General features: G+C 39.5%; 19 protein-coding genes. 7 read left to right on the top strand and 12 right to left on the bottom strand.

What is annotated here, in order from left to right; all coding sequences use genetic code 11:
• Window positions 1-16: 16 nt before the first annotated feature.
• The 4 genes from AB9K32_RS04035 to AB9K32_RS04020 form a co-directional block, all read right to left on the bottom strand.
• Entirely contained in the window at window positions 17-1,243 is a 1,227-nt protein-coding gene (locus AB9K32_RS04035; protein ID WP_369884431.1) for a hypothetical protein, read from the bottom strand.
• Between the two features lie 96 nt (window positions 1,244-1,339).
• Window positions 1,340-1,753: a helix-turn-helix domain-containing protein gene (locus AB9K32_RS04030; protein WP_224837215.1), complete on the bottom strand. Its 414-nt coding sequence runs from the start codon at window positions 1,751-1,753 to the stop codon at window positions 1,340-1,342.
• A 127-nt stretch (window positions 1,754-1,880) separates the two neighbouring features.
• Window positions 1,881-2,834: a phosphoribosylaminoimidazolesuccinocarboxamide synthase gene (locus AB9K32_RS04025; RefSeq protein ID WP_369884430.1), complete on the bottom strand. Its 954-nt coding sequence runs from the start codon at window positions 2,832-2,834 to the stop codon at window positions 1,881-1,883.
• Window positions 2,835-2,841: 7 nt separating this feature from the next.
• Complete coding sequence (locus AB9K32_RS04020; protein WP_369884429.1) at window positions 2,842-3,801, bottom strand: PhoH family protein; 960 nt, start codon at window positions 3,799-3,801, stop codon at window positions 2,842-2,844.
• A 119-nt stretch (window positions 3,802-3,920) separates the two neighbouring features.
• On the opposite strand from AB9K32_RS04020, the gene AB9K32_RS04015 reads away from it, so the two are divergent.
• The 5 genes from AB9K32_RS04015 (at window position 3,921) to dnaN (ending at window position 8,688) form a co-directional block, all read left to right on the top strand.
• Window positions 3,921-4,751 carry an S-adenosyl-l-methionine hydroxide adenosyltransferase family protein gene (locus tag AB9K32_RS04015; RefSeq protein ID WP_224837212.1) on the top strand — a complete coding sequence of 277 codons (831 nt, stop codon included), beginning with the start codon at window positions 3,921-3,923 and terminating at the stop codon, window positions 4,749-4,751.
• A complete protein-coding gene (locus AB9K32_RS04010) occupies window positions 4,752-5,054 on the top strand; it encodes a putative quinol monooxygenase (protein ID WP_369884428.1) in 303 nt (100 codons plus the stop codon).
• The gene (gene gldF, locus AB9K32_RS04005; protein WP_369884427.1) at window positions 5,054-5,785 is read left to right on the top strand and encodes a gliding motility-associated ABC transporter permease subunit GldF; all 732 of its coding nucleotides are present in this window, start codon (window positions 5,054-5,056) and stop codon (window positions 5,783-5,785) included. Before AB9K32_RS04010 ends, gldF begins: the two co-directional genes overlap by 1 nt.
• Window positions 5,785-7,449, top strand: a complete 1,665-nt coding sequence (gene gldG / locus AB9K32_RS04000) for a gliding motility-associated ABC transporter substrate-binding protein GldG (protein WP_369884426.1) — start codon at window positions 5,785-5,787, stop codon at window positions 7,447-7,449. Before gldF ends, gldG begins: the two co-directional genes overlap by 1 nt.
• Window positions 7,450-7,569: 120 nt before the next feature.
• Window positions 7,570-8,688: a DNA polymerase III subunit beta gene (gene dnaN / locus AB9K32_RS03995; protein ID WP_224837208.1), complete on the top strand. Its 1,119-nt coding sequence runs from the start codon at window positions 7,570-7,572 to the stop codon at window positions 8,686-8,688.
• 59 nt (window positions 8,689-8,747) lie between these two features.
• Here the strand turns inward: dnaN and AB9K32_RS03990 are convergent, their stop codons facing one another.
• The gene (locus AB9K32_RS03990) at window positions 8,748-9,107 is read right to left on the bottom strand and encodes a DUF4870 domain-containing protein (protein WP_369884425.1); all 360 of its coding nucleotides are present in this window, start codon (window positions 9,105-9,107) and stop codon (window positions 8,748-8,750) included.
• Between the two features lie 87 nt (window positions 9,108-9,194).
• On the opposite strand from AB9K32_RS03990, the gene mnmE reads away from it, so the two are divergent.
• Complete coding sequence (gene mnmE, locus AB9K32_RS03985; protein ID WP_369884424.1) at window positions 9,195-10,565, top strand: tRNA uridine-5-carboxymethylaminomethyl(34) synthesis GTPase MnmE; 1,371 nt, start codon at window positions 9,195-9,197, stop codon at window positions 10,563-10,565.
• Between the two features lie 44 nt (window positions 10,566-10,609).
• Here the strand turns inward: mnmE and AB9K32_RS03980 are convergent, their stop codons facing one another.
• The 5 genes from AB9K32_RS03980 to AB9K32_RS03960 form a co-directional block, all read right to left on the bottom strand.
• Complete coding sequence (locus tag AB9K32_RS03980) at window positions 10,610-13,162, bottom strand: M1 family metallopeptidase (protein ID WP_369884423.1); 2,553 nt, start codon at window positions 13,160-13,162, stop codon at window positions 10,610-10,612.
• Between the two features lie 81 nt (window positions 13,163-13,243).
• A complete protein-coding gene (locus tag AB9K32_RS03975; RefSeq protein ID WP_369884422.1) occupies window positions 13,244-14,008 on the bottom strand; it encodes a hypothetical protein in 765 nt (254 codons plus the stop codon).
• 68 nt (window positions 14,009-14,076) lie between these two features.
• Complete coding sequence (locus tag AB9K32_RS03970; RefSeq protein ID WP_369884421.1) at window positions 14,077-14,808, bottom strand: hypothetical protein; 732 nt, start codon at window positions 14,806-14,808, stop codon at window positions 14,077-14,079.
• Window positions 14,809-15,320: 512 nt separating this feature from the next.
• Window positions 15,321-16,013, bottom strand: a complete 693-nt coding sequence (locus AB9K32_RS03965; RefSeq protein WP_369884420.1) for a response regulator transcription factor — start codon at window positions 16,011-16,013, stop codon at window positions 15,321-15,323.
• Between the two features lies 1 nt (window position 16,014).
• Window positions 16,015-17,289 carry a sensor histidine kinase gene (locus AB9K32_RS03960; protein WP_369884419.1) on the bottom strand — a complete coding sequence of 425 codons (1,275 nt, stop codon included), beginning with the start codon at window positions 17,287-17,289 and terminating at the stop codon, window positions 16,015-16,017.
• Between the two features lie 271 nt (window positions 17,290-17,560).
• Between AB9K32_RS03960 and AB9K32_RS03955 the strand changes: the two genes are divergently transcribed.
• A complete protein-coding gene (locus tag AB9K32_RS03955) occupies window positions 17,561-18,304 on the top strand; it encodes a tyrosine-protein phosphatase (protein WP_369884418.1) in 744 nt (247 codons plus the stop codon).
• Here AB9K32_RS03955 and AB9K32_RS03950 read toward each other — a convergent pair whose 3' ends face one another.
• Window positions 18,305-20,665 (bottom strand): GumC family protein, encoded by a 2,361-nt coding sequence (locus AB9K32_RS03950; protein WP_369884417.1) that lies wholly within the window; start codon window positions 20,663-20,665, stop codon window positions 18,305-18,307. It lies immediately after the preceding gene.
• Window positions 20,666-20,714: 49 nt separating this feature from the next.
• Window positions 20,715-21,491: a polysaccharide biosynthesis/export family protein gene (locus AB9K32_RS03945; protein WP_224837199.1), complete on the bottom strand. Its 777-nt coding sequence runs from the start codon at window positions 21,489-21,491 to the stop codon at window positions 20,715-20,717.
• Window positions 21,492-21,494 lie beyond the last annotated feature (3 nt).

The raw sequence follows: 21,494 nt of genomic DNA, 5'->3' as shown, positions 1-21,494 counted from the left end.
TTTGTTGGTTGTTTAGTTATAAATAAATCTGTGCTTGCAAGGTAACCACACCATTGTTGTCACCAGAACCAATTTTTGAATTGGCATACTCCAATGTTAATTTGGAATGATGCCCTGTCATAAATAGGTTGATTCCCAAGCCCAACCGTGTGGCGTTATCGTCTATTGCGTCTATCGATCTTGTTTGGTAGGACACATAAGGCTGTACCCTTGATTTATCCGCTGGACCGGAAACCAGATATCCTACATGTCCATAAACCATATTCCCGGTTCCGTACGGCCCAAGGTTGAAGTTACGACCATAATCGTTATTTTGGAATACTGCATAGGCCGTAATGGCAGAACCATCTTCACCAAGAGGGGCATCGTAATAGGCATCCACTGCGAAAATATTTACATTTTCGCCTTCCAGGTTTCCTGCTCCGTTCGCTATTACCGTACCGTTTCTATGGGTCAAGAATCCGGCACCGACATTAAATATTCTTTTACTGCCCAAATATGTTCCTACTTTATAGGGCAAAAAATTGGATTCTTGATCTAAAAAATGATAGTCAAAATAACCTTGGATCACTTTGCCCGCATCTGCTGAACCCAGCAATTCGCGACCCCGATATACTGCTCGACCATTGGGTATTGGATCGTTTGAAGCATCCAAGGTATTGGTTATGGCCTCGTTAAAGGAAACACGATATTGTAATCTTCCAATATTACCTTTGGCATATACCCCAATGTGACGGGCAAACTGATCACTTAGTCCCAAAACTGCCCAAGATGGACGGTTGTTGTCCAAGGTCAAGAAGTTTAGGGTACTACTGTTGTTCATTCTGGAAATACCATTCCAATAGTGCAATCCGGTACCAACAGCTACATTCTTGTGCACTTGCCATTCCCCCCAAAAATCGTGAAAGAACAATTGGGAAGAATCTTCCTTTCCAACAGCACTAATGTTATTTCCATTTAAACTGTTCAACCCAAAATGGGTTAGTATTAGAAATTTCTTGTTCAGTTGTGTAAAGGTCAAAAACCTAGCTCGTCTTACACTAAGGTTTGTAGTGCTCACATCGTCTGGAACATTATCATTGTATTGGGCCCAAAATTGACCCCATGCTATCATACGAAGATATTTGGAACCATCCTCGTTAAACTTGACTTTGAAACCTCCCGTGTACTCGGTGTTTCCTTGCGAAAATGATTTTGGAACCCAAAGAAGAAAAAACGCAGTTCCGATCAGTATATTTTTCATTTTAGTTTGGATGTTAGTAAGTTATGTGCTCTACGAACATCTTAAAAATATATTCCCGAATGAAAATCAATATATTTTTTTGCTAATTACCTATATCTAGTCTTTGAACCGATCCCATTTAATAAGCATAAATTTATCTCCAAGTTCGGTTACCAGTTGCCCTGCACCTTTCAGATTTTCAGGGCTTTGAAAGTATTTTTGAAGCTCGGTAAGATTCAAAATCTTATAAGTGGGGTGATATTTGGAATTGTAGGGTCTTTTAATATTATACTTTCTGACCCAGTTCATCACCGATACATGTGAAACCCCTAAAATACGCTCTATTTCGCGATAGGTAAGTCCCTCCAAGTACAGTTGTAAAGCTTTGTTCACAAAGTAATCATCGATTTGCTTTCCCAACTTAGGTACTGTAAAATAGTAACCACAGGATTTGCATTTGTAGCGTTGCCTCTCTTTAATGATCCCAGCTTTGGTAAACTCTGTAGATGAACAATTTGGACAGCTTTCCATGGTTGATATACTTAATTAGCATAAATATATCAAATTAGCTTTAAATATTTTGCAAACCTATTGATATAAATAAAGGGAATTGATAAAATTCCCTTTATTTTATTGGTTAAATCGTAATTCGAGATTACTATTTTACAAAATAATCAGTAACATTGGTCAAAATACGTTCTTGGAGATTCGATATATCACTTTTAACGAATTTCTCCCCGGTTATGTTTTCGTAGAGTTCAATATATCGGTTAGATACGGATTGGATATACTCATCGGACATTGCAGGGACCTCCTGTCCCTCCAGCCCTTGGAATCCGTTGGAGATCAACCATTGTCTTACAAATTCCTTTGACAATTGTTTTTGGGCTTCACCTTTTTCTTGACGCTCCTTATAACCATCTGCATAAAAATAACGTGATGAATCGGGAGTGTGGATCTCATCGATCAACACAATTTCCCCATCCTTGGTTTTACCGAACTCGTACTTGGTATCCACCAAGATCAGTCCTCTTTTGGCGGCAATTTCGGTTCCTCTCTGAAAAAGTGCACGTGTGTACTTTTCCAGAACTTCGTAATCTTCGGCAGATACGATGCCTCTTTTTAAAATTTCTTCTTTGGAAATATCCTCGTCATGATCTCCTTTTTCTGCCTTTGTTGCCGGAGTGATGATGGGTTCTGGGAATTTATCGTTCTCTTTCATACCCTCTGGCATGGACACACCACAAAGTGTTCTTTTTCCCGCTTTATATTCGCGAGCGGCATGGCCCGACATATAGCCCCGAATCACCATTTCCACCTTGAATGGCTCACAGGCCTTACCTACCGCAACATTGGGGTCCGGAGTGGCCATTAACCAATTAGGGACTATATCTTCAGTATCCTTCATCATTTTAGTTGCAATTTGATTCAGGATTTGTCCTTTATAGGGTATTCCTTTGGGCATTACCACATCAAAAGCGGATAAACGATCGGTTGCCACCATTACCAGAACATCGTTATCCAAGGTATAAACCTCTCTTACCTTTCCTTTGTAAACAGATTTTTGCCCAGGAAAATTAAAATCCGTGGACATCAGTGTATTCATTCCCATTATTTTCTTAGAATTGATTCTGGTGCTCTATATTTTGATAGGCATCGATTACCTTTTTCACCAATTTGTGTCGGATCACATCCTTATCGTCCAAATAAATTATACTGATACCCTCCACGTTTTTTAAAATCAACAAGGCTTCCTTAAGTCCGGAGATTACCCTACGTGGCAAATCAATCTGGCCAGGATCCCCTGTTAGCAAAAACTTGGCGTTCTTGCCCATACGGGTCAAAAACATCTTCATTTGGGCATGGGTGGTATTTTGCGCTTCATCCAGGATTACAAAGGCGTTATCCAAGGTACGACCTCTCATAAAAGCCATTGGCGCTATTTGAATAGTGCCGTCCTCAATATATTTTTCGAGCTTTTCAGCTGGAATCATATCCCGAAGGGCATCGTAGAGGGGCTGCATATATGGATCGAGCTTTTCCTTAAGATCTCCCGGTAGAAATCCAAGGTTCTCCCCTGCTTCTACCGCAGGTCTCGTTAAGATAATTCGCCTAACCTGTTTTTCTTTTAAGGCCTTTACGGCCAACGCCACTCCCGTATAGGTTTTTCCGGTTCCCGCAGGGCCAATGGCAAAAACCATATCATTTGTTTTGCAGGCATCCACCAAACGACGCTGATTGGCGGTCTGTGCCTTGATCAACCTGCCACTTACCCCATGTACCAAAACATCGCCACTAGAGGAAGACGACGTATAATCCTCCTTGCTGTTGCTGGTAAGTACCCTTTCGATCATGTTTTCATCGAGCTTGTTGTATTTGGCAAATTGCCCGGTTAGCTCATCAAAACGTTTGTCGAATTCTTCCAATAGTTCTTCGTCTCCAAATACCTTGATCTTATTTCCTCGTGCTACAATTTTAAGCTTTGGAAAGTATTTCTTCAGTAACTCGATATTTGAGTTTTGTTGCCCAAAAAATTCTTGTGGACTGATTTCCGTAAGTTCGATTACAAGTTCGTTCAAAAATAGTGAGGTGTTACAGTTGCTTTTGAAGAATTTTATTCTTTCTTTTTAACTAATTTTACAAAACAAACTTAACTAAAAATCAATTTGAACGCCGAAAAACATATCAACAGTATTGCATGGCAATCATAACCCTTACCACAGATTTTGGATATAAAGACCACTTTGTTGGTGCGGTAAAAGGGGCAATACTGAGCAACCTGACTGACATCAACATTGTTGATATTTCGCATGCCATAGGACCATTTAACATACAAGAGTGCGCCTACATCCTTAAAAATGCATACCGATCTTTCCCAAAGGGAACGGTACATATTGTTGGGGTCGATTCCGAAGTATCCCCAGAAAATGAGCACATGGTCGTACAGGTAGATGGACATTACTTTGTAAGTGCGAACAGTGGCGTAATTTCCTTGATAACCTCCGAGGTACAACCGGAAAAAGTGGTGCAGATAGATCTGCCCAATTCCCGGCCCACTGCCTTCCCTGTTCTGGACGTATTTGTACAAGTAGCCTGCCATATTGCCCGGGGCGGTAAATTGGAAGTGATCGGCAAACCTCTGGAAAGCTTAAAGGAAATACGCGATTTTGAACCAAGGATAACCAACGAGGGCAAGACTATTTCTGGCAATGTGATCTATATTGACAATTACGGCAACGTAGTTACCAATATTCAGAAAAGTTTGTTCGAGGCGTATAGGAATGGTCGTGATTTTGAAATAATTGCTCGGACCACCAAAATACGGCAAGTACACCAAAGTTATAACGGTATTGTAAATTACAACTTGGAACGGAACCAGCGCAAGGGACCCGGCGACGCCCTTGCCCTTTTCAATTCAGCCGGTTATATAGAGCTTGCCATTTACAAAAGCGACCTTAATTCGGTCGGAGGTGCTTCAACGCTTCTTGGCCTAAATTATAGGGATACCGTAACCATAAATTTTCTGTAAATGTTGATACGCATCGTAAAACTGACTTTTAAACCCGAAAATATTGCTAGTTTTGAACGAATCTTTGAAGAATCGAAAAATAGTATTTTGGGATTTGAAGGCTGCAACATGGTAGAATTATATCAGGACATTGGTAATCCCAATATATTTTTCACCTATAGTTTTTGGGATACGGAATCACATCTCAACAACTACAGGAATTCTGATTTTTTTAAAGAGGTTTGGGGCAATACCAAAAAATTGTTCTCCGATAAACCCGAAGCTTGGAGTGTTCATAAATTACAATCAACAAACCCGTCTTAATGTTTGCAATTTTTAAGAGAGAGGTACGATCTTTTTTTACATCGCCCATCGGTTATTTGATCGTGGGGTCGTTTTTACTGCTCAATGGACTTTTTTTATGGGTGTTTAAGGGCGAATACAACATTTTTGACTTTGGCTTCGCCGATTTGGGCAACTTCTTTTTGCTGGCTCCCTGGATTTTCATCTTTTTGGTGCCGGCCATTACCATGAAGAGTTTTTCCGAGGAACGAAAAATGGGAACGCTTGAATTATTGTTGATTAAACCTATCTCCGTTTGGAAACTGGTCCTTGGAAAATTTTGGGGCGCATTCCTTTTGTGTGTCATTGCTGTAATTCCGACAATCGTTTATGTTTTTGCCATTTCGGGGTTGGGAATGGTAGAAGGCAATTACGACCTTGGGGTGGTATTGGGCTCTTACTTTGGATTATTGTTTCTGATGGCAAGCTATACGTCCATTGGGATATTTGCTTCCACACTTTCCGATAACCAGATCATTGCTTTTTTGGTAGGCGTACTGGTTTGCTTATTGATATTCAATGGGTTTGATGCCGTTTCCTCCTTATTTTCCAACGGAGAAACCCAACAAACCATTGAGGCCATTGGCGCCAGATCACATTTTGACAGTATTGCAAGAGGAGTGATAGACACCCGTGACCTGATCTATTTTGTATCGTTGACCCTATTATTCCTTTATCTTACTTTTCAACGTTTAAAACAATTACCGCGATAATGGGAAAGTTTGTTGTATCCACATTAAAAATACTTATAGCTGTTACAGTAATCAATTTGTTGGCCAGTTTTGTCTATACCCGTTTTGATCTTACCGAAGATAAAAGGTACACCCTTTCCGAGCCAGCGGTAACAGTGGTCAAAAAATTTGAATCGCCCGTAATTATAGATGTGCTGTTGGACGGTAACATTCCAGCAGAATTTTCCAAGTTAAAATCGGAAACCGTACAACTGCTCGAATCCTTTGCATCAAAAAACAAGAATATTAAATACAATTTGGTGGACCCGCTGGTAGATGAGGAACTTGCGGAACAAACCATTGCCGAACTACAGGGCTTGGGGCTACAGCCTGCAAATGTTACTGTAGAGGAAAATGGAAAAGTGTCCAACGAGCTGGTTTTTCCATGGGCCATGGTCAATTATAAGGACCAGACCGTAAAAGTACCATTGCTAAAAAACAAACTGGGAGCCACTGCCGAAGATCGTATCAATAATTCCGTGCAACAATTGGAGTATGCCTTTGCGGACGCCTTTACCAAACTCAACATCGGAGAAAAAAAGAGCGTGGCCATTATTAAAGGAAACGGTGAGCTGGATGATATGTACATTGCGGATTATCTTACCACCATTAGGGATTACTATAATATTGCTGCCATAACATTGGATTCCGTAGCTTCCGATCCGCAAAGTGTTTTAAATCAACTTAAGGAGTTTGATTTGGCCGTTATTGCCAAGCCAACACAAGCATTTTCCGATCAAGAAAAGTATGTTCTCGATCAATATATGGTCAACGGGGGCAAGTCCATTTGGATGATAGATCAAGTAAGCATGGAAATGGACAGTATTTATGCCGGTGGCGGTGAGGCCATTGCAGTACCAAGAGACCTCAACTTAAAGGACCTGTTCTTTAGATATGGCGTTAGGATCAATCCCGTACTGGTAAACGACCTGTATTTTACACAAATTGTCCTGGCCACGGGCGAAGGAAACGATTCCCAGTACAATCCGCTGCCTTGGTTCTATTATCCCATGGTTTTTTCCCAGAACAATCACCCCATTAATACCAATATTGAAGCGGTTCGTTTCCAATTTACCAGTCCAATGGATATTCTGGAAAACGATTACAAAAAAACAGTTTTGCTACAAAGTTCACCACTTTCCAAAACCGATGGCATCCCAAAAATAGTTAGTTTGGAAATGATCAACCAGCAACCTAACAGGGAGAACTATACCAATGGTAATCTACCTTTGGCCGTTTTGATCGAAGGTAACTTTACTTCAATGTACAAAAACAGAGTGAAACCGCTCAAACTACAGAATACTTTAGAGGAAGGGCCCGAAAATAAAATGATCGTAATCTCTGATGGGGATATTGTCAAGAACCAGTTACGGAACGGAAGGCCCTTGGAACTGGGGTACGACAAATGGACCAATAGCTTTTATGGCAACAAAGAATTTTTGGTGAACAGCACAAATTACCTTTTGGACAATACCGGGCTTATTAACATTCGGAACAAAAAAGTGACCATTCCATTGCTCGATGTTAAAAAAATAGCTGAGCAAAAAACCAAATGGCAGCTTGTAAATATTGGATTGCCAGTAATTTTAACCTTACTGTTCGGCCTTTTCTTCGGATATTACAGAAAGCGCAAATTTGCCTTGTAACTGTTAATAAAATTGTTTCTTTGCTTAATCCATTTGGGATATATTTGTTTTTATTGATTTTAAAGGCCCTGGAACAGGGGTAAATTGCCAAAAAGGCAGCCATACTAAAGTATTTCGTTGATGAAATTTATTGTATCGAGTACATATTTATTGAAACAGCTTCAGGTTTTGGGAGGAGTTATCAACAATAGCAACACCTTGCCCATCCTTGATAACTTTTTGTTCGATCTAAAAGAAAGTAAACTGACCGTTTCCGCATCCGATCTGGAAACTACCATGAGTACGGTTCTAGATGTGGATTCCGATTCCGAAGGTACCATTGCGGTTCCCGCACGATTACTGTTGGATACGCTAAAAACTTTTCCGGAACAGCCCTTAACATTTGTTGTTGAGGACAACAATACAGTGGAAATTAGTTCCAATCATGGTAAATATGCCTTGGCCTATGCCGACGGTGCCGAATTCCCAAAGGCAGTAGAAGTCTCGAACCCGAGTTCCACTACCCTATTGGGCGATATTTTGGCCACGGCGATCAACAAGACCATTTTTGCCGCAGGCAACGATGACCTTCGTCCGGTAATGAGCGGCGTATTCTTCCAGTTTTCCCCGGAAAATTTGACCTTTGTGGCCACCGATGCCCATAAACTGGTTAAATATCAACGTCAAGATGTAACAGCTTCGGAAGTAGCCGAATTTATAATGCCCAAAAAACCTTTAACTTTATTGAAAGGCATTTTGGCAGGTTCAGAATCCGAAGTCACCATCGAATACAATGATAGTAATGCAAAATTCTACTTTGACAATACTGAGTTGGTTTGTAGATTGATCGATGGAAAATATCCGAACTACGAAGCCGTGATCCCAAAAGAAAACCCGAACAAACTTACAATAGCAAGGAATCAGTTCCTCAGCTCTGTAAGAAGGGTATCTATCTTTTCGAACAAAACAACACATCAGATTCGATTAAAGATTGCCGGAGCGGAACTCAACATTTCCGCAGAAGATGTGGATTACAGCAATAAGGCCGAGGAAAGACTTTCTTGCTCCTACCAAGGAGATGATATGCAAATCGGCTTCAACTCCAGGTTTCTTTTGGAAATGTTGAACAATCTTTCTTCCGACGAAGTATCCTTGGAAATGAGCTTGCCGAACAGAGCGGGCATCCTAACACCGATCGATGGACTGGACGAAGGAGAGCATGTTACCATGCTGGTGATGCCGGTGATGCTGAACAACTAAATCAACTATCCAACCATAATTAAAAAAGCTGGGACAACTTTGTTCCAGCTTTTTTGTTTTTAAATAAACCTGATGGTCATAAAATGAGATGGGGATTCGCCATTTGCGGCCTTTACCGCATTTACAATAGGTAAAATAAATCCTATAATGGCAACACCGATCAAACCTAATATGCCCAATCCCAAAAGTAGGATGGCCGGAATACTGATTATAATATATAGGATAAGACTTATCTGAAAGTTGATAATGGCCTTTCCATGTTCGTTCATCCCCTCTACCCTATCCTTGGAGGATAACCAAATGATCAAAGGAACGATCAAGCTGCCAAATCCTATGGCATAGCCCAATAATTGTGTCAAATGTGTTACGGCCAACAAGGTATTGTCCGTTCTAACTGTTTTGTGATTTATTATTTCCATTTTTTGATTGATTTTGATGATTCAACTTATTAGTATACAAATCCATAAAAATGTTACAAACAGCAGCTTATTTGTACTTTTGTGCCCATGTCGTATTCAGATAACATCGTAGCCTTGGCAACCCCATCGGGAACAGGGGCCATTGCTGTAATCCGAGTTTCGGGTCCACAGGCCATCAATATAGTAGATCAATTGTTCAAATCCATCAAAGGTAAAAAACTGGTCCAGCAAAAAAGTCATACCATACATTTGGGGAACATTGTAGACGGTGCCAAAATTTTGGATGAAGCCTTGGTGTCCATTTTTAAAGGACCACATTCCTACACAGGCGAAAATGTAGTGGAAATTTCCTGTCATGGCTCACCTTTTATTCAACAACAGATCATACAATTACTTTTAAGAAATGGGTGTCGTACAGCATCTGCCGGAGAATTTACATTGAGAGCATTTTTAAACGGCAAAATGGATTTGAGTCAGGCCGAAGCTGTGGCGGACTTAATAGCAAGCGATAGTGAAGCAGCCCACGATATAGCCATGCAGCAAATGCGCGGGGGGTTTAGCAACGAAATCCAAGAACTGCGACAAGAACTTCTTAATTTTGCATCGTTAATTGAACTTGAACTCGACTTTTCGCAAGAAGATGTGGAATTTGCCGACAGAACCCAGTTCAACGAACTGCTTACCAAAATCAGTAACGTCCTTAAAAAATTAATTGATTCCTTCGCCTTGGGCAACGTCATTAAAAATGGAATTCCAGTGGCCATTGTAGGGCAACCCAATGTCGGGAAATCAACTTTGCTCAATGTTTTATTGAACGAGGAAAGAGCCATCGTAAGTGAAATCGCGGGTACCACACGAGATACGGTCGAGGATCATATAAGCATAAAAGGTATCGGTTTTAGGTTTATTGATACCGCTGGAATCCGTGAAACCGAAGACGTAGTGGAAAAAATCGGTATCGAACGAACTTTCGACAAGATTGAAAAAGCTCGGCTCATTGTGTATCTGTTCGATGGAATAAATTTTAACATAAAAGAGCTAGAAAGTATACAAGAAAGATACCCTAACAAGCAATTATTGCCCATTTGCAATAAAATGGACCTTTTGAACGAGGAACAAAAAAATAAGGTTCAAAAAGAAATCCCCAACGTCCTATTTCTTTCAGCAAAGTTTAAAACGGGTATTTCTGAATTGGAGAATAAACTATTATCATTAGTTGATTCGGGTGCTTTGAGCGGCGACAGTACCATTGTTACCAATAGCAGACATTACGACGCTCTTTTAAAAGCCCTGGAAGAAATTCAAAAAGTAAAAGAAGGTTTGGACATGGAACTTTCCAGCGATTTGATGGCCATAGATATTCGACAAGCTTTGTATCATTTGGGCGAGATTACGGGAAGCGTGACTACGGACGACCTTTTGGGCAATATTTTTTCCAATTTTTGTATCGGGAAGTAAGGCTTTTAACCAAGCATGAGTTAATCCATTACCTAAAAAAACAACTACAAACGGTTAAATCGATAGAGGTTATCTGTGGCTTGTAACAACTTGCCCTTTAAGGAAAGTTCCAAATCCGGATGGTTCCGTAAATAAGATTCCACATGCTGCACGGCCTCCTTGGATTGATATTGCCCTACCGTTGCCACAAGCCAGCGTTTAGGAAAAAAGATATCTCCCGTTTGTTGAATTTCCTGTAAAAGCTCCAAGGCCAAAGGTACTTGTTCAATTGCCGTTTTTTGGCGCAAAGGATGATGGATATATCTGCAAGCTGTGGTTATCCAAGATTCCTTTTCGCGGTTTTTGGCGTCTTTAAAGGACTCAAAAAAGGCATCCCTCACAGCAACATCGGAAGATAGGGCAGGCCTTAAAAACTCGAAACGCTCAATTTTGTCCGGATTATTCAATTGGGCTTTGGCCGTTTCCAAAACTTTTTCGGACAGCCTGTGCTCATACAATGCCAAGGACATGGCCATCTCGGAAAAATCATCCTGGTTAAGCATTAGATCAGGAATTTGGACGGTCTTGTTCCACACACCGTATAACTTTTCCTTCGCCTTTTCTGAATACGCTATTCCTTGCCACAAATCAAAAATGTTCTTTTTAAGGTTGGGATTTACATCGGTTTGAAGCAACTTCACCCAAAGTCGATTTTCGATCAAATTATTGTGTTCCGCACGTTGTTGATCATTTAAAAAACTCCAGTATAAGTTATTTGCCAATCCAGTGAGCATTCCATGGACAAATTCGTTTTCCTCGTTTAAAACACCTGCTATCAAAAGAGCAAAGGTTTGTTCGGCGGATAAATTTCCGGTCAATATATTCTCGTAGGTATTTAAGTAGGCATAGGCTCGAGCTACCTCCTCCTCCAGATTGGGAATTATGTCCAGATCTGATGTGTTAACCGGAAAAACTCCATACCCAAAAGCATTGGAATTATATATAATGGCGTTGGGCTTGGACAGACCAATTGCTAAATCCACAGAAGTGTTTTTCTTGGAAATGGACACTGGAATGGTTCGTGTACTATCCGGATATACCAAGGATACCTCGAAACTTTGCGGCCATAATCTATCACTGCCATCTTCTGCATTTTGCGTGATGACAAACCTGGCTATTTTTCCATCAACATATTCAATTTTATCCGTAATTACGGGCCTACCGGATTGATTCACCCAAACATTGCTCCACTGTTTTAGATCTTGAACCGTTTTTTTATCCAAAATATCAACCAAATCGTTCCAAGTTGCATTACCATAGGCATGGGTAGAAATATACTCCCGAACACCATCTCTAAATGCCTTTTCGCCAATGGTGGCTTCCAACTGGCGCATCATTATGGGCGCTTTGTTGTAAATGATAGATCCATACAGACTGCCCGCATTTTTTAGGTTGGCCAAATCTTGGCGGATGGAATTGGTTCCTTTTGTTCTATCCTCCCCATAAGCGTTTCGGTAATGGGAGATTAGAAATTGTAAATTATGGTTGATTTCTGGAAAGGCTGGATTTATGATCTTATCTGCCATAAAATTGGCGAAGACCTCTTTCATCCATACATCGTTGAACCAGTCCATGGTCACCAGGTCCCCAAACCACATATGTGATGCCTCGTGGGCAATTAATTTGGCACTTCCCATTCTGCGCCGTTCGGTGGAGCTTTCATCCAAAAAAATGGCGGATTGCCTGTATTGTATGGCACCTACATGCTCCATACCTCCATATTGAAAGCCAGGTATGGCTGCAAAATCCAACTTTTGGAAAGGAAAATCGTATTGGGTATAGTCCTTAAGAAAATCTATAGAACGCTGGTGTAAATCAAAAATTCGAGGTATACTGAATTCAATTTTGGAGGAATCTGTTTCTCGGTACAAAAGGGTCATATCGAACGCTCCCGGATTTTCGGTGACCGATTCAAATTTTCCGGCCACCAACGAAAACAGGTAGGTACTCATGGGGTCGCTCTCCACAAAAGAAAAATAGTGCTTGTCCCCTACCTCTTTTTTTTCTTTCAATGAAGAAGCGGATAAGACGCTCCACTGCTTGGGTACGGCAACATTCAACATGTAGCGTGCCTTGATGTTCGGTTGATCAAAACATGGGAACAATGTACTTGCCCTATCTGGCACTAAAAGGGTGTACAAATAGTCTTGATTTCGGTTTAGCGACATTTCACCGGCGTTGAACTCGATATCTATGGTATTTGGTCCTTTTTTAAGGTTTTCCGAAATAATTATATGCTGCTTTTGATGGTTTATGGTTTGGTTTTGCCCATTCACCTTTATGTTTTTTAGCAACGTACTATCTGCATTAAAATCCAGGTAAAGCGGATGTGAAAGATCATGGATGGATAAATCCAGCTTCATTTTGGAAGGTATGGGTTTTTGCCGCTCTTCGGGAATATCGAAGGTAAGGGCATATATTACGTTGGAAACCTGCTCTTTGCGATATTCCGCCATTTTAAGGGGAATTCCGTTTTGTAGTAAATCGGTTCTGGGTTTAGGATTGCATGCAATCACAAATATCGCAGCAAAAAGGGAGAACATAATATGATTTTTCATAAGGCCGGATTGATATAGATTTGTAAAAGGTACTATTTTTCACCATCCAAATCAATCCAAATACCCAAGTAAGCCCATAAATTAATCTCGGACCACGTAGTTGATTTTATCCACCCCCGTGTTCCCCGTTTTGGAGTTATACGCATAGACCGTGATCTGATAGTAGCCGGATTCCTTGACCGCCAGATTACCTTCAAAAATATTCTGCCCGGGATTGTTCAACGGCACATCGGTATATGCTTCGCCATCCTTTTGCACAACGGCCCTGACTTCCATAAGATTAGAGTCCCAGAGTCCATCTTTTTGAATGGGGCAACCGCACATCATCACAATATTTGCTTTAATATTAATCCCCGATGTTACCACTGTTTCCAATGGAATATATTGATGTGTATTGAGCTCCAATATGTCGATTATAAAGCCGGGTATTTCCAATACTATCCCATCACCCAAAATATCTTTTCCCGGTATAAGCCATATTTGAGTACTAGCGTGTATTTGAGCATTTCTTTTGTTAATAGGAGATATTACTTCTATTTGAACAAAAGTTGGTTCATCAATATCCACAACCGCTAAAAAACCAGCTGTATCATTATCGGACAGTTGGGTGTAACGTTCATGGGGACTTCTCATAATAAGGTCTGTATTTCCAGTGCTACCGGTGGTTTCCCCTTCTGCCAAGATATGCCCGTTTAAAGTGTTTCTAACGATAATATGTGCCCCTCCGATGGAACTACCAATAAACTTGGCATCTTTTGCCTTTGCCCTAACCATAAGTTTGGTATCCGTGGCAAATGCATTAATACAAATTGAAAACAGGGCCAGAATAAGGATTGAATTTTTCATTGAGTCTATTTTTCAACCTTAAAGTTACTGCTTTTAGCGTGTTTACTAAATGGGAAAGCGGCTTTAATTTACGGGGTTTCTCTTTCCATGATCATTTTCCTACCATTCATATCGATGATATGTTTCAAGAGCTTTCTGGAGCTTTTGCTTATATAATAGGTGTTCAGGACTCGGTTATCACTGATATCATCGGTCACATCTACTTTCCAAACATCCAAGGTGCTTCCCTTATACTTCATTTTATGGGTAGTTACTTGGTTGATGGATGCGGACAATTCCCCAATTTTAGCCTTCGGATTGTAATCAAAGATGGAAATTGCAGCGCTAAAACCATCTTCATAGGGAAGACATCGAATCAATTGGGGGTAACTACTGCTATCAAAAATTGATGCCGGTAAACTTTCATTGATAATTGTTTTTTCCTCACTCTTCTTATCAAAATAATAACCGGTCAACTGATTTCCATATTTCAGTACCATATCCCTATTTTGATTGTATGAGGAATGATAAATGGGCGCAAAATCCTGTTTTTTAACGATAGTGGTATCCACCCAAGGAGTCGTGGCATTTGGAATTCTCACATTGACCACAAAGCTGACTTCATGATCTTTCACTATGATTTCGGTATCAACTTTCCCCAACGTACGTATTATGGAATCCTGGACCATATACCAGTTCAAGGTGTATGCTTCATCTGTTAAGGCATTTTGTTCTATGTTATTACTTTTTGGAGTAAGGATTTGTTGTCCATAAGTAGTTGTAGCCAAGACACCGAAAATTGTTACAATAATGTTTTTCATATATATAGATTGAGATTCTTATGTGCTTCCCCATGGGAAAACATTTGGAATAACAGTCGTATGATCTACAAGATCGTTACAATTAAAAGGTATTCCCTCTGATATAAAAGTAATTCAGCATTGTAAAAGTTCCGGAAAATTTTAAATTTCGAATCACCCACAACGGCAAGATTTAACGAAGTCTAACACATTCAAACCTACGCTATGAACCAGACGAAACAGATTTGAGCTTTTTCAATTCAATATCCGCAGCTTCTATAAGATTCTTGAAGAAATCGATTTCCACTTTGGGACAGGATTGTCTTAATTGATATTGTGAGCTTTCAATAAGTCTTTGACAATAAGATATTTGCTCTTGCAATGGGCATTTACGAATGGTATTCGCATATAAACTATCAAGTTGGGACAACGTTGGCTTGGGGGCACGTTTTTTTAGAAACTTCAGCATACAATCAACAAAATGGCATTCTAGTTTAAAATAGCCGCCTCAAATATTAAGCCAAAATATGTGATCACACTTCAGATTCGCGTAACATAAATCCTCTTCGACTAACATTTACGATGCTCAATCTGGGATCTTTACCCAAAAGTTTGCGCAAATGCGAAACGAAGACGTTCAGGCTTTTTTTGTTGAAATAATCATTTTTGTCCCATACAGTGGTGAGTATCTCCTTATGGGTGCAAAGTTGGTTCTTGTTCTTTGCCAAAAGCGCCAATAGATCAAACTCTTTGGCCGTTAACTTTATGGATTCTCCTTTATAATTCAGTTCAAAATTATCCATGTTCAGCAAATAATCCCCGATTATATATTGAGAAACATGGGGTTCTTCCACTTTATCGGCCACCAATCTGGCAAGGAGTGCATTGATCCTTACCACCAATTCCTCTTCGTCTATCGGTTTTTTAAGATAGTCAACTGCGCCGAGAGAGAATCCTTTTAAAACATCTATTTTTAACGATTTTGCAGTTAAAAATATAAACGGAAGTTCGGGGTTTATGCTCTTTATTTTCTGCGAGAGTTCAAAACCGTCCATATCTGGCAACATAACGTCCAAGATGGCAAGATCAAAAACGTTGGTCTTTGTTTTTTGAACTCCTTCTTCTGCATTTTTTGCCCAACTTACGGTAAAGCCCTTCATTCCCAAATATTCCGACAATAAATATCCCAGGGCATTATCGTCCTCCACCAAAAGTAGTTTGTACATTCTATCCATTGTTCATTAATTTAAGGGATAGGGTAAAGTTGGTGCCTTTGCCCAATTCGCTTTGTACGGATACCTTTCCCCTGTGCATTTTTATAATTTTTTGAACGTAATACAACCCAAGGCCATATCCTTTTACCTTGTGCACGTTACCGTTTTTTACCCTATAATATTTGCTAAAGATTTTATTGATGTCCTCCTGTGAAATTCCAACTCCGTTATCGGAAATATTGATCAGTAATTTCCCCTTTTGTTTGTATGCGTTTAGTTTTATAATGGGGTGATCGGAGTATTTACGTGCATTCTCTAAGAGGTTACCGATTACATTTTCCAAATGGAACTTTTCTGCTTTTATTAAATAAGATCCCTTTTCCAATGTGTAGCCAAAATCAATCTGCTCGTGCTTGGCAAGTAAGGCAAAACTCTGACAAATCCGCTCCAATTCGGGCCTAAAATCCACTTCCTGAAACTGCATCAATGGATTTCCGGATTCCATACTGGCGAGTTCCAAAACCTTATCGATATGTTTTTTAAGTCTATCCGATTCTGTTCGTATAAGGTCCACAACCTCTTTTTTCTCATCTGGAACATCCTCTTTTAAAATTTTTGTGGCCAAGCCAATGGAAAACACAGGGGTTTTGAGCTCGTGTGTCAGGTTATTTATAAAATCGTTCGTGGTTGTAATAATGCTTCGTTGCAAGTAAAACGACCGCAACACCCAAATAACAACGAAAATTATCATCAATAAAAACAACAGTCCTGGCAGGATCAGTCCCCTGATCTGTCCCAGAAAATAGTTGTTTAAATCTTCAAAACCGATTTCCAAGATTACTTCCTTTTGTAAGAGCTTGGGCAAATAGCCTTCGATCTTCATAGGATACGTCAAGTTTTCCTTTTTAGAAAGATGTGGCCTTGCAGAACTTAAATAGGTAATAGAATCCCTGGAATAAAGGGTATAGGTAAATGGGGCGTCTATGCCCGATACTTTTAATTGATATGCGATATAATCGTTTAGATAGTATTGTGAGGCTTTTTCCAGACTGTCCAAACTTATATGTACTTGGGAGGTGTCCTTTTGTATGGCATTCCCCAAAGTATAGGTCAGTGCATTTACCGTGGACAATTCACTATTTATGTTCTCCCGTGCTTTATCTATTTTATCGGAAAACTGAGCTTTGGCCAATCCCAAACCTACTCTTAAATACTGGTATTGGACCACCAAAAGACCTATAACGGCAATTACAAAAATTAGGACATAAAGGTTTCTTTTGGTCAGCATAATGCGAAGTAAACAAAAAATCGGGAGCTATTTACATGTTGGTTAACCTGATTAATCTTTCGTTAACCTTTTTGACCTTTTGTTAATCGATAAGCCTTTGGATGTTGCTTATCTTGCCTTTAAGTTTAGTTTAGAAATTTAATGTAGCGAATCTATACATCCGGTCCTATGGGCCGGATTTCTATTTTGGACCGGTCTAATCCCTATTATTGATTAATGTCTTATGGATTGAGGGTACAGAACCATTATCTTTGCAGTCCAAATTTTATGCATGATAAGTTTTTTTGAGAAGAAAATTTATTTGGCCGATTACTTACACGGTCTAGTGGACATTCACAATCATATAATTCCAGGTTTGGACGATGGTGCCAAAACTGTGGATGAATCCATTGCATTGATCAATGGCTTCGCAGATATGGGAGTTACCTATTTTAGGTGTACGCCCCATATTATGCACAACCATTACGATAACACGCCGGAAACAATAAAAAATGCCCATAAAGCGCTATTGGCCGGAATGGAGAAAAACGGCTTGTCGGATATTACTTTGCACTGTGCGGCCGAACATATGATCGACGATAATTTTGAGAATATTTTGGAAGAGAAACAGATAATGCCATTAAACAAGGAATATTTGTTGATCGAAATGTCCTATCTACAGCCTTCTTTCAATTTTGATCTTGCGGTGAACAAGATTGCCCAGCACAAGTACTTTCCCATTTTGGCGCACCCGGAACGCTATATGTACTACCATAGTAAATATGGCAAATATCCGTCCATGAAATCGAACGGGATCTTATTCCAGCTCAACCTACTTTCGTTAAGTGCCGCGTCCTATGGCTCCGATGTACAAAAAATTGCGGAGAAATTGTTGAAAGACGACCTTATCGACTTTGTGGGAACCGATGTCCATAATGCGAGGCAATTGAATCTTCTCAAAGAAATCCGACTGTCCAAAAAAATGTTGAATAGACTATTGCCAGCTATCGAAAATACAATCCAAACTTTTTACTGATTACGAGAATTTCCACCATTTTTTAACGGTTTTACCGTAGCCGTAACCATACTTTCCACCGTAGCCTAGATTGGATTGTTTAACGTTGTTTACCACAAATGATAGTCCCTTTAGCTTGCCCTCCTCTTTTAATTTTAACGGAAAGTCAAGAACTTTTAATTCTGTGGCACCTGCCTTAACAACATATAGTATTTGACTGGCATGTTCACTGATCAAAAGTGTATCCGTTACAACCATAAGTGGTGCGGTGTCCACGATTACATAATCATATAAATCGGATACTTCTTTAAATAAATCATTTATCCTATCGCTCATCAACAATTCCGTTGGATTTGGAGGTATCTTACCTGAAAAAATGATATCTACTTTATTAGTATTAACATCTGTCGGCACAATAATATCATTTAAAGATACGCTAGTGTCGTATAGATATTCCGTAAGTCCAGTTTTTACAATCCGTTTGGGCTTAAGATTTGTCTTTCCATCCGTAGGGGTTCCCTCAGTAAAGAAATTATACAGTTTTGGGTTTCTAATATCACCGCCTATCAATAATACTTTTTTTCCGGTACTCGCATAAATGGCGGCTAGATTAGAGGAAACAAAAGTTTTACCCTCGCCAGGCACACTAGAGGTTACAAAAATCACATTCTTATCGCCTTTTTTTGACTTCTGGATATAGTTGATATTGGTTCTTAATATTCTTAACGCTTCGGCCAAAACCGAACGGTCTTCATTTTTTACAAATTTTGATTCCTTTCGGCCAAGTTTAGGAATTTCGACCAAAACAGGGACATTTCCGGCGATTTTCTCCAAATCCAATTTATTGTGCAACTTGTTGTCCAACAAATCAATCACATAAATAACAGAAAAAGGAATCAATAAGCCGATAATAATCGACAACAAGTATATAATCTTTTTATTGGGAGAAACCGGTTGATTGGACCCATAAGCGGAATCTACGATTTTAGACTTGGGAGCTGCAGATGCAAAGGTTATCTGAGATTCTTCTCTTTTTTGTAACAGGTATAAATATAAGGACTCTGTTGTTTGTTGTTGTCGGGAAATATCGCGCAAAGCTCTTTCGTTACTTGGTGCGGCGTATATCCTGGAATTAATTTGAGACAATTGTTTGCTCAAACTGTTAACCTGAAGGTCCAGGTTATTGGTCACATTGTTTAAACTGGACTGCATTCCTCTCTTGAGACCTTCGAGCTGTTGATCCAATTTAACAATAACAGGGTTTTTCTCATTGGAACTTTCCAGCAACCTGTTACGCTGAGCAATCAACTCATTATATCGCTGGGCAGCGTTGGCAATTCCAGGGTCGCTTAAACCAACATTGGTCGGAATATAATCGTACCCTTCCTTGTCGTTGATCAGATCTTTCATAGAGTTGGCAATATTCAGTTGAATATTTGCTTCCTGCAATTGCTTTTCGTTTGCAGCACTTTGGGTAAAATTCACATTGGATTGTGATCCTAAATCGGCTATTCCCCTACTTTCTTTAAAACTCTCCGCTGTTTGGTCTACAGATGAAAGGTTACTATAAATTTCGGTTATCCTATCGTTGATAAACTTGGTGGTCCTATCCGCAATGGCCTTTTTGTCCGCTACTGCATTTGCATTATTGGTGAGTACCAATTCATCGATAACGTCTATTGCCCGTTTTTGAATTGGGTCGGTCAGTGATATATTAATAATGTTAGAAAACTCGGCCGCCGGACTTACATTGATTTTTTGCCTGTACCCTGCAGCAACTTTAGGTATGGGCTGTACTATTACTTTTAGCCTTTTATTCTTGTAAGATTTTATCAGTTTGGTATTGGGAACTAGAATTATATCACCAATATTTGTTTGGATCTTTGATCCAAAATCATATTTCTTGAATGGTGCATCCTCTTGTTCGGAATATTCAAAAGACGTATCCGAATTTAAGTCTATGAAAAATTGATGCCTAGATTTGTTTACAATGGAATCTGCGGAAATAAAGTTTATGTTAAAAGGAAAATCAACACCGTACAGTTCGCTGTCCCTTATATTTCCGATAACGAAGTAACGAACATTCAACTTTAACTTTTTAACCACTTGGGTTAGATTGCTTCGAGATTTTAATATTTCAATCTCATCCTCAATCCTTGTCTTTCCTCCAGAAAAAACATCAAGATCTTGAAGTACACTTAATTCGGAAGATGCCCCTTTGTCTTCAATGATTTGAATTTTGGCCGAAGCATTGTATTTGGGTATTGTATAGCGCAGGTATGCAAATGCAAGTAAAAATGCTACTATTACACTCAATACAAACCATTTCCAATGTTTTAAATATGAGTCTAATATGCTTTTAATATCTAACTTGGTATTCATTTATAACTGAAAATAGGTTAATGAATTGGTGTGAATTAGGGCAAACAAATTAGTTTCTGATCAAAATAACGGTCGAGGTTACCAACATTGACACAATGGATATGATTATACTGGCCCTTTGATCTAAGCTGGATTGGGTTTTTCCTGATTTGTTAGGTTCCACATAAACCACATCATTCTGAGTTAAATAAAAGACCGGGGATTTTAAAGCATCTTTCTGGTTTAGATTTATTCTATTGTAAACTTTTGTGCCATCAAAGTCCCTAATGACCATAACATTGTCCCTTCGTCCCTTTATATTTATATCGCCGGCCATTCCCAATGCCTCCATAATAGTTATCTGTTCGCCATTTACGGGATATGTTCCGGGCCTATTGACCGCCCCAAGAACGGTAACCGTAAAATTGCGTATCCTAATGTTTATGATCGGGTCCTTTAAATAATCTTTTAATTTCTCTCTTAACAAATCTCGGGTTTCGCTAGGTGACAATCCTTCAATCTTTATTTTTCCTATTACCGGAAAATCAATTTCACCATTCTTATCCACCAAATAATTCACCTGTTCGGCGCGTAAGCCTCCTTCTTCAGCCCCTCGTAATAAATTGAACGGTGCACTGGCTTCAGGATCCAAAGTGGATATATGGATACTTACCAAATCATCTACCTTGAATTTTGTGGAGAAATTGTTTTCGTCGACCAAGGTTTCAAACTGATTGGCGTCTTGAAAATAGACAACATCTTTTGATGGTGTGCAGGATACGATAAAAAGTAAGGAAAATACAGCAAGTACTGCCAACTTATTGTTTAGGAACACAGGTTTGAACATTTA

It is taken from the genome of Allomuricauda sp. XS_ASV26, from assembly GCF_041224615.1.
In the GTDB taxonomy this organism is placed as follows: domain Bacteria; phylum Bacteroidota; class Bacteroidia; order Flavobacteriales; family Flavobacteriaceae; genus Flagellimonas; species Flagellimonas alginolytica.
Note: the sequence above shows the minus strand (reverse complement) of the source record. Positions and strands in the feature narration are given on the sequence as shown.

What these genes read in the sequence shown, in the direction of transcription:
- AB9K32_RS04010 (WP_369884428.1), top strand. Translation starts at nt 4,752, where the DNA reads ATGTTGATACGCATCGTAAAACTGACTTTTAAACCCGAAAATATTGCT.
- AB9K32_RS03960 (WP_369884419.1), bottom strand. Translation starts at nt 17,289, where the DNA reads ATGCTGACCAAAAGAAACCTTTATGTCCTAATTTTTGTAATTGCCGTT.
- gldF (WP_369884427.1), top strand. Translation starts at nt 5,054, where the DNA reads ATGTTTGCAATTTTTAAGAGAGAGGTACGATCTTTTTTTACATCGCCC.
- AB9K32_RS03990 (WP_369884425.1), bottom strand. Translation starts at nt 9,107, where the DNA reads ATGGAAATAATAAATCACAAAACAGTTAGAACGGACAATACCTTGTTG.
- dnaN (WP_224837208.1), top strand. Translation starts at nt 7,570, where the DNA reads ATGAAATTTATTGTATCGAGTACATATTTATTGAAACAGCTTCAGGTT.
- AB9K32_RS03980 (WP_369884423.1), bottom strand. Translation starts at nt 13,162, where the DNA reads ATGAAAAATCATATTATGTTCTCCCTTTTTGCTGCGATATTTGTGATT.
- AB9K32_RS04030 (WP_224837215.1), bottom strand. Translation starts at nt 1,753, where the DNA reads ATGGAAAGCTGTCCAAATTGTTCATCTACAGAGTTTACCAAAGCTGGG.
- AB9K32_RS03945 (WP_224837199.1), bottom strand. Translation starts at nt 21,491, where the DNA reads ATGTTCAAACCTGTGTTCCTAAACAATAAGTTGGCAGTACTTGCTGTA.
- AB9K32_RS04025 (WP_369884430.1), bottom strand. Translation starts at nt 2,834, where the DNA reads ATGGGAATGAATACACTGATGTCCACGGATTTTAATTTTCCTGGGCAA.
- AB9K32_RS03975 (WP_369884422.1), bottom strand. Translation starts at nt 14,008, where the DNA reads ATGAAAAATTCAATCCTTATTCTGGCCCTGTTTTCAATTTGTATTAAT.
- mnmE (WP_369884424.1), top strand. Translation starts at nt 9,195, where the DNA reads ATGTCGTATTCAGATAACATCGTAGCCTTGGCAACCCCATCGGGAACA.
- AB9K32_RS04035 (WP_369884431.1), bottom strand. Translation starts at nt 1,243, where the DNA reads ATGAAAAATATACTGATCGGAACTGCGTTTTTTCTTCTTTGGGTTCCA.
- AB9K32_RS03970 (WP_369884421.1), bottom strand. Translation starts at nt 14,808, where the DNA reads ATGAAAAACATTATTGTAACAATTTTCGGTGTCTTGGCTACAACTACT.
- gldG (WP_369884426.1), top strand. Translation starts at nt 5,785, where the DNA reads ATGGGAAAGTTTGTTGTATCCACATTAAAAATACTTATAGCTGTTACA.
- AB9K32_RS04015 (WP_224837212.1), top strand. Translation starts at nt 3,921, where the DNA reads ATGGCAATCATAACCCTTACCACAGATTTTGGATATAAAGACCACTTT.
- AB9K32_RS03950 (WP_369884417.1), bottom strand. Translation starts at nt 20,665, where the DNA reads ATGAATACCAAGTTAGATATTAAAAGCATATTAGACTCATATTTAAAA.
- AB9K32_RS03955 (WP_369884418.1), top strand. Translation starts at nt 17,561, where the DNA reads ATGATAAGTTTTTTTGAGAAGAAAATTTATTTGGCCGATTACTTACAC.
- AB9K32_RS03965 (WP_369884420.1), bottom strand. Translation starts at nt 16,013, where the DNA reads ATGTACAAACTACTTTTGGTGGAGGACGATAATGCCCTGGGATATTTA.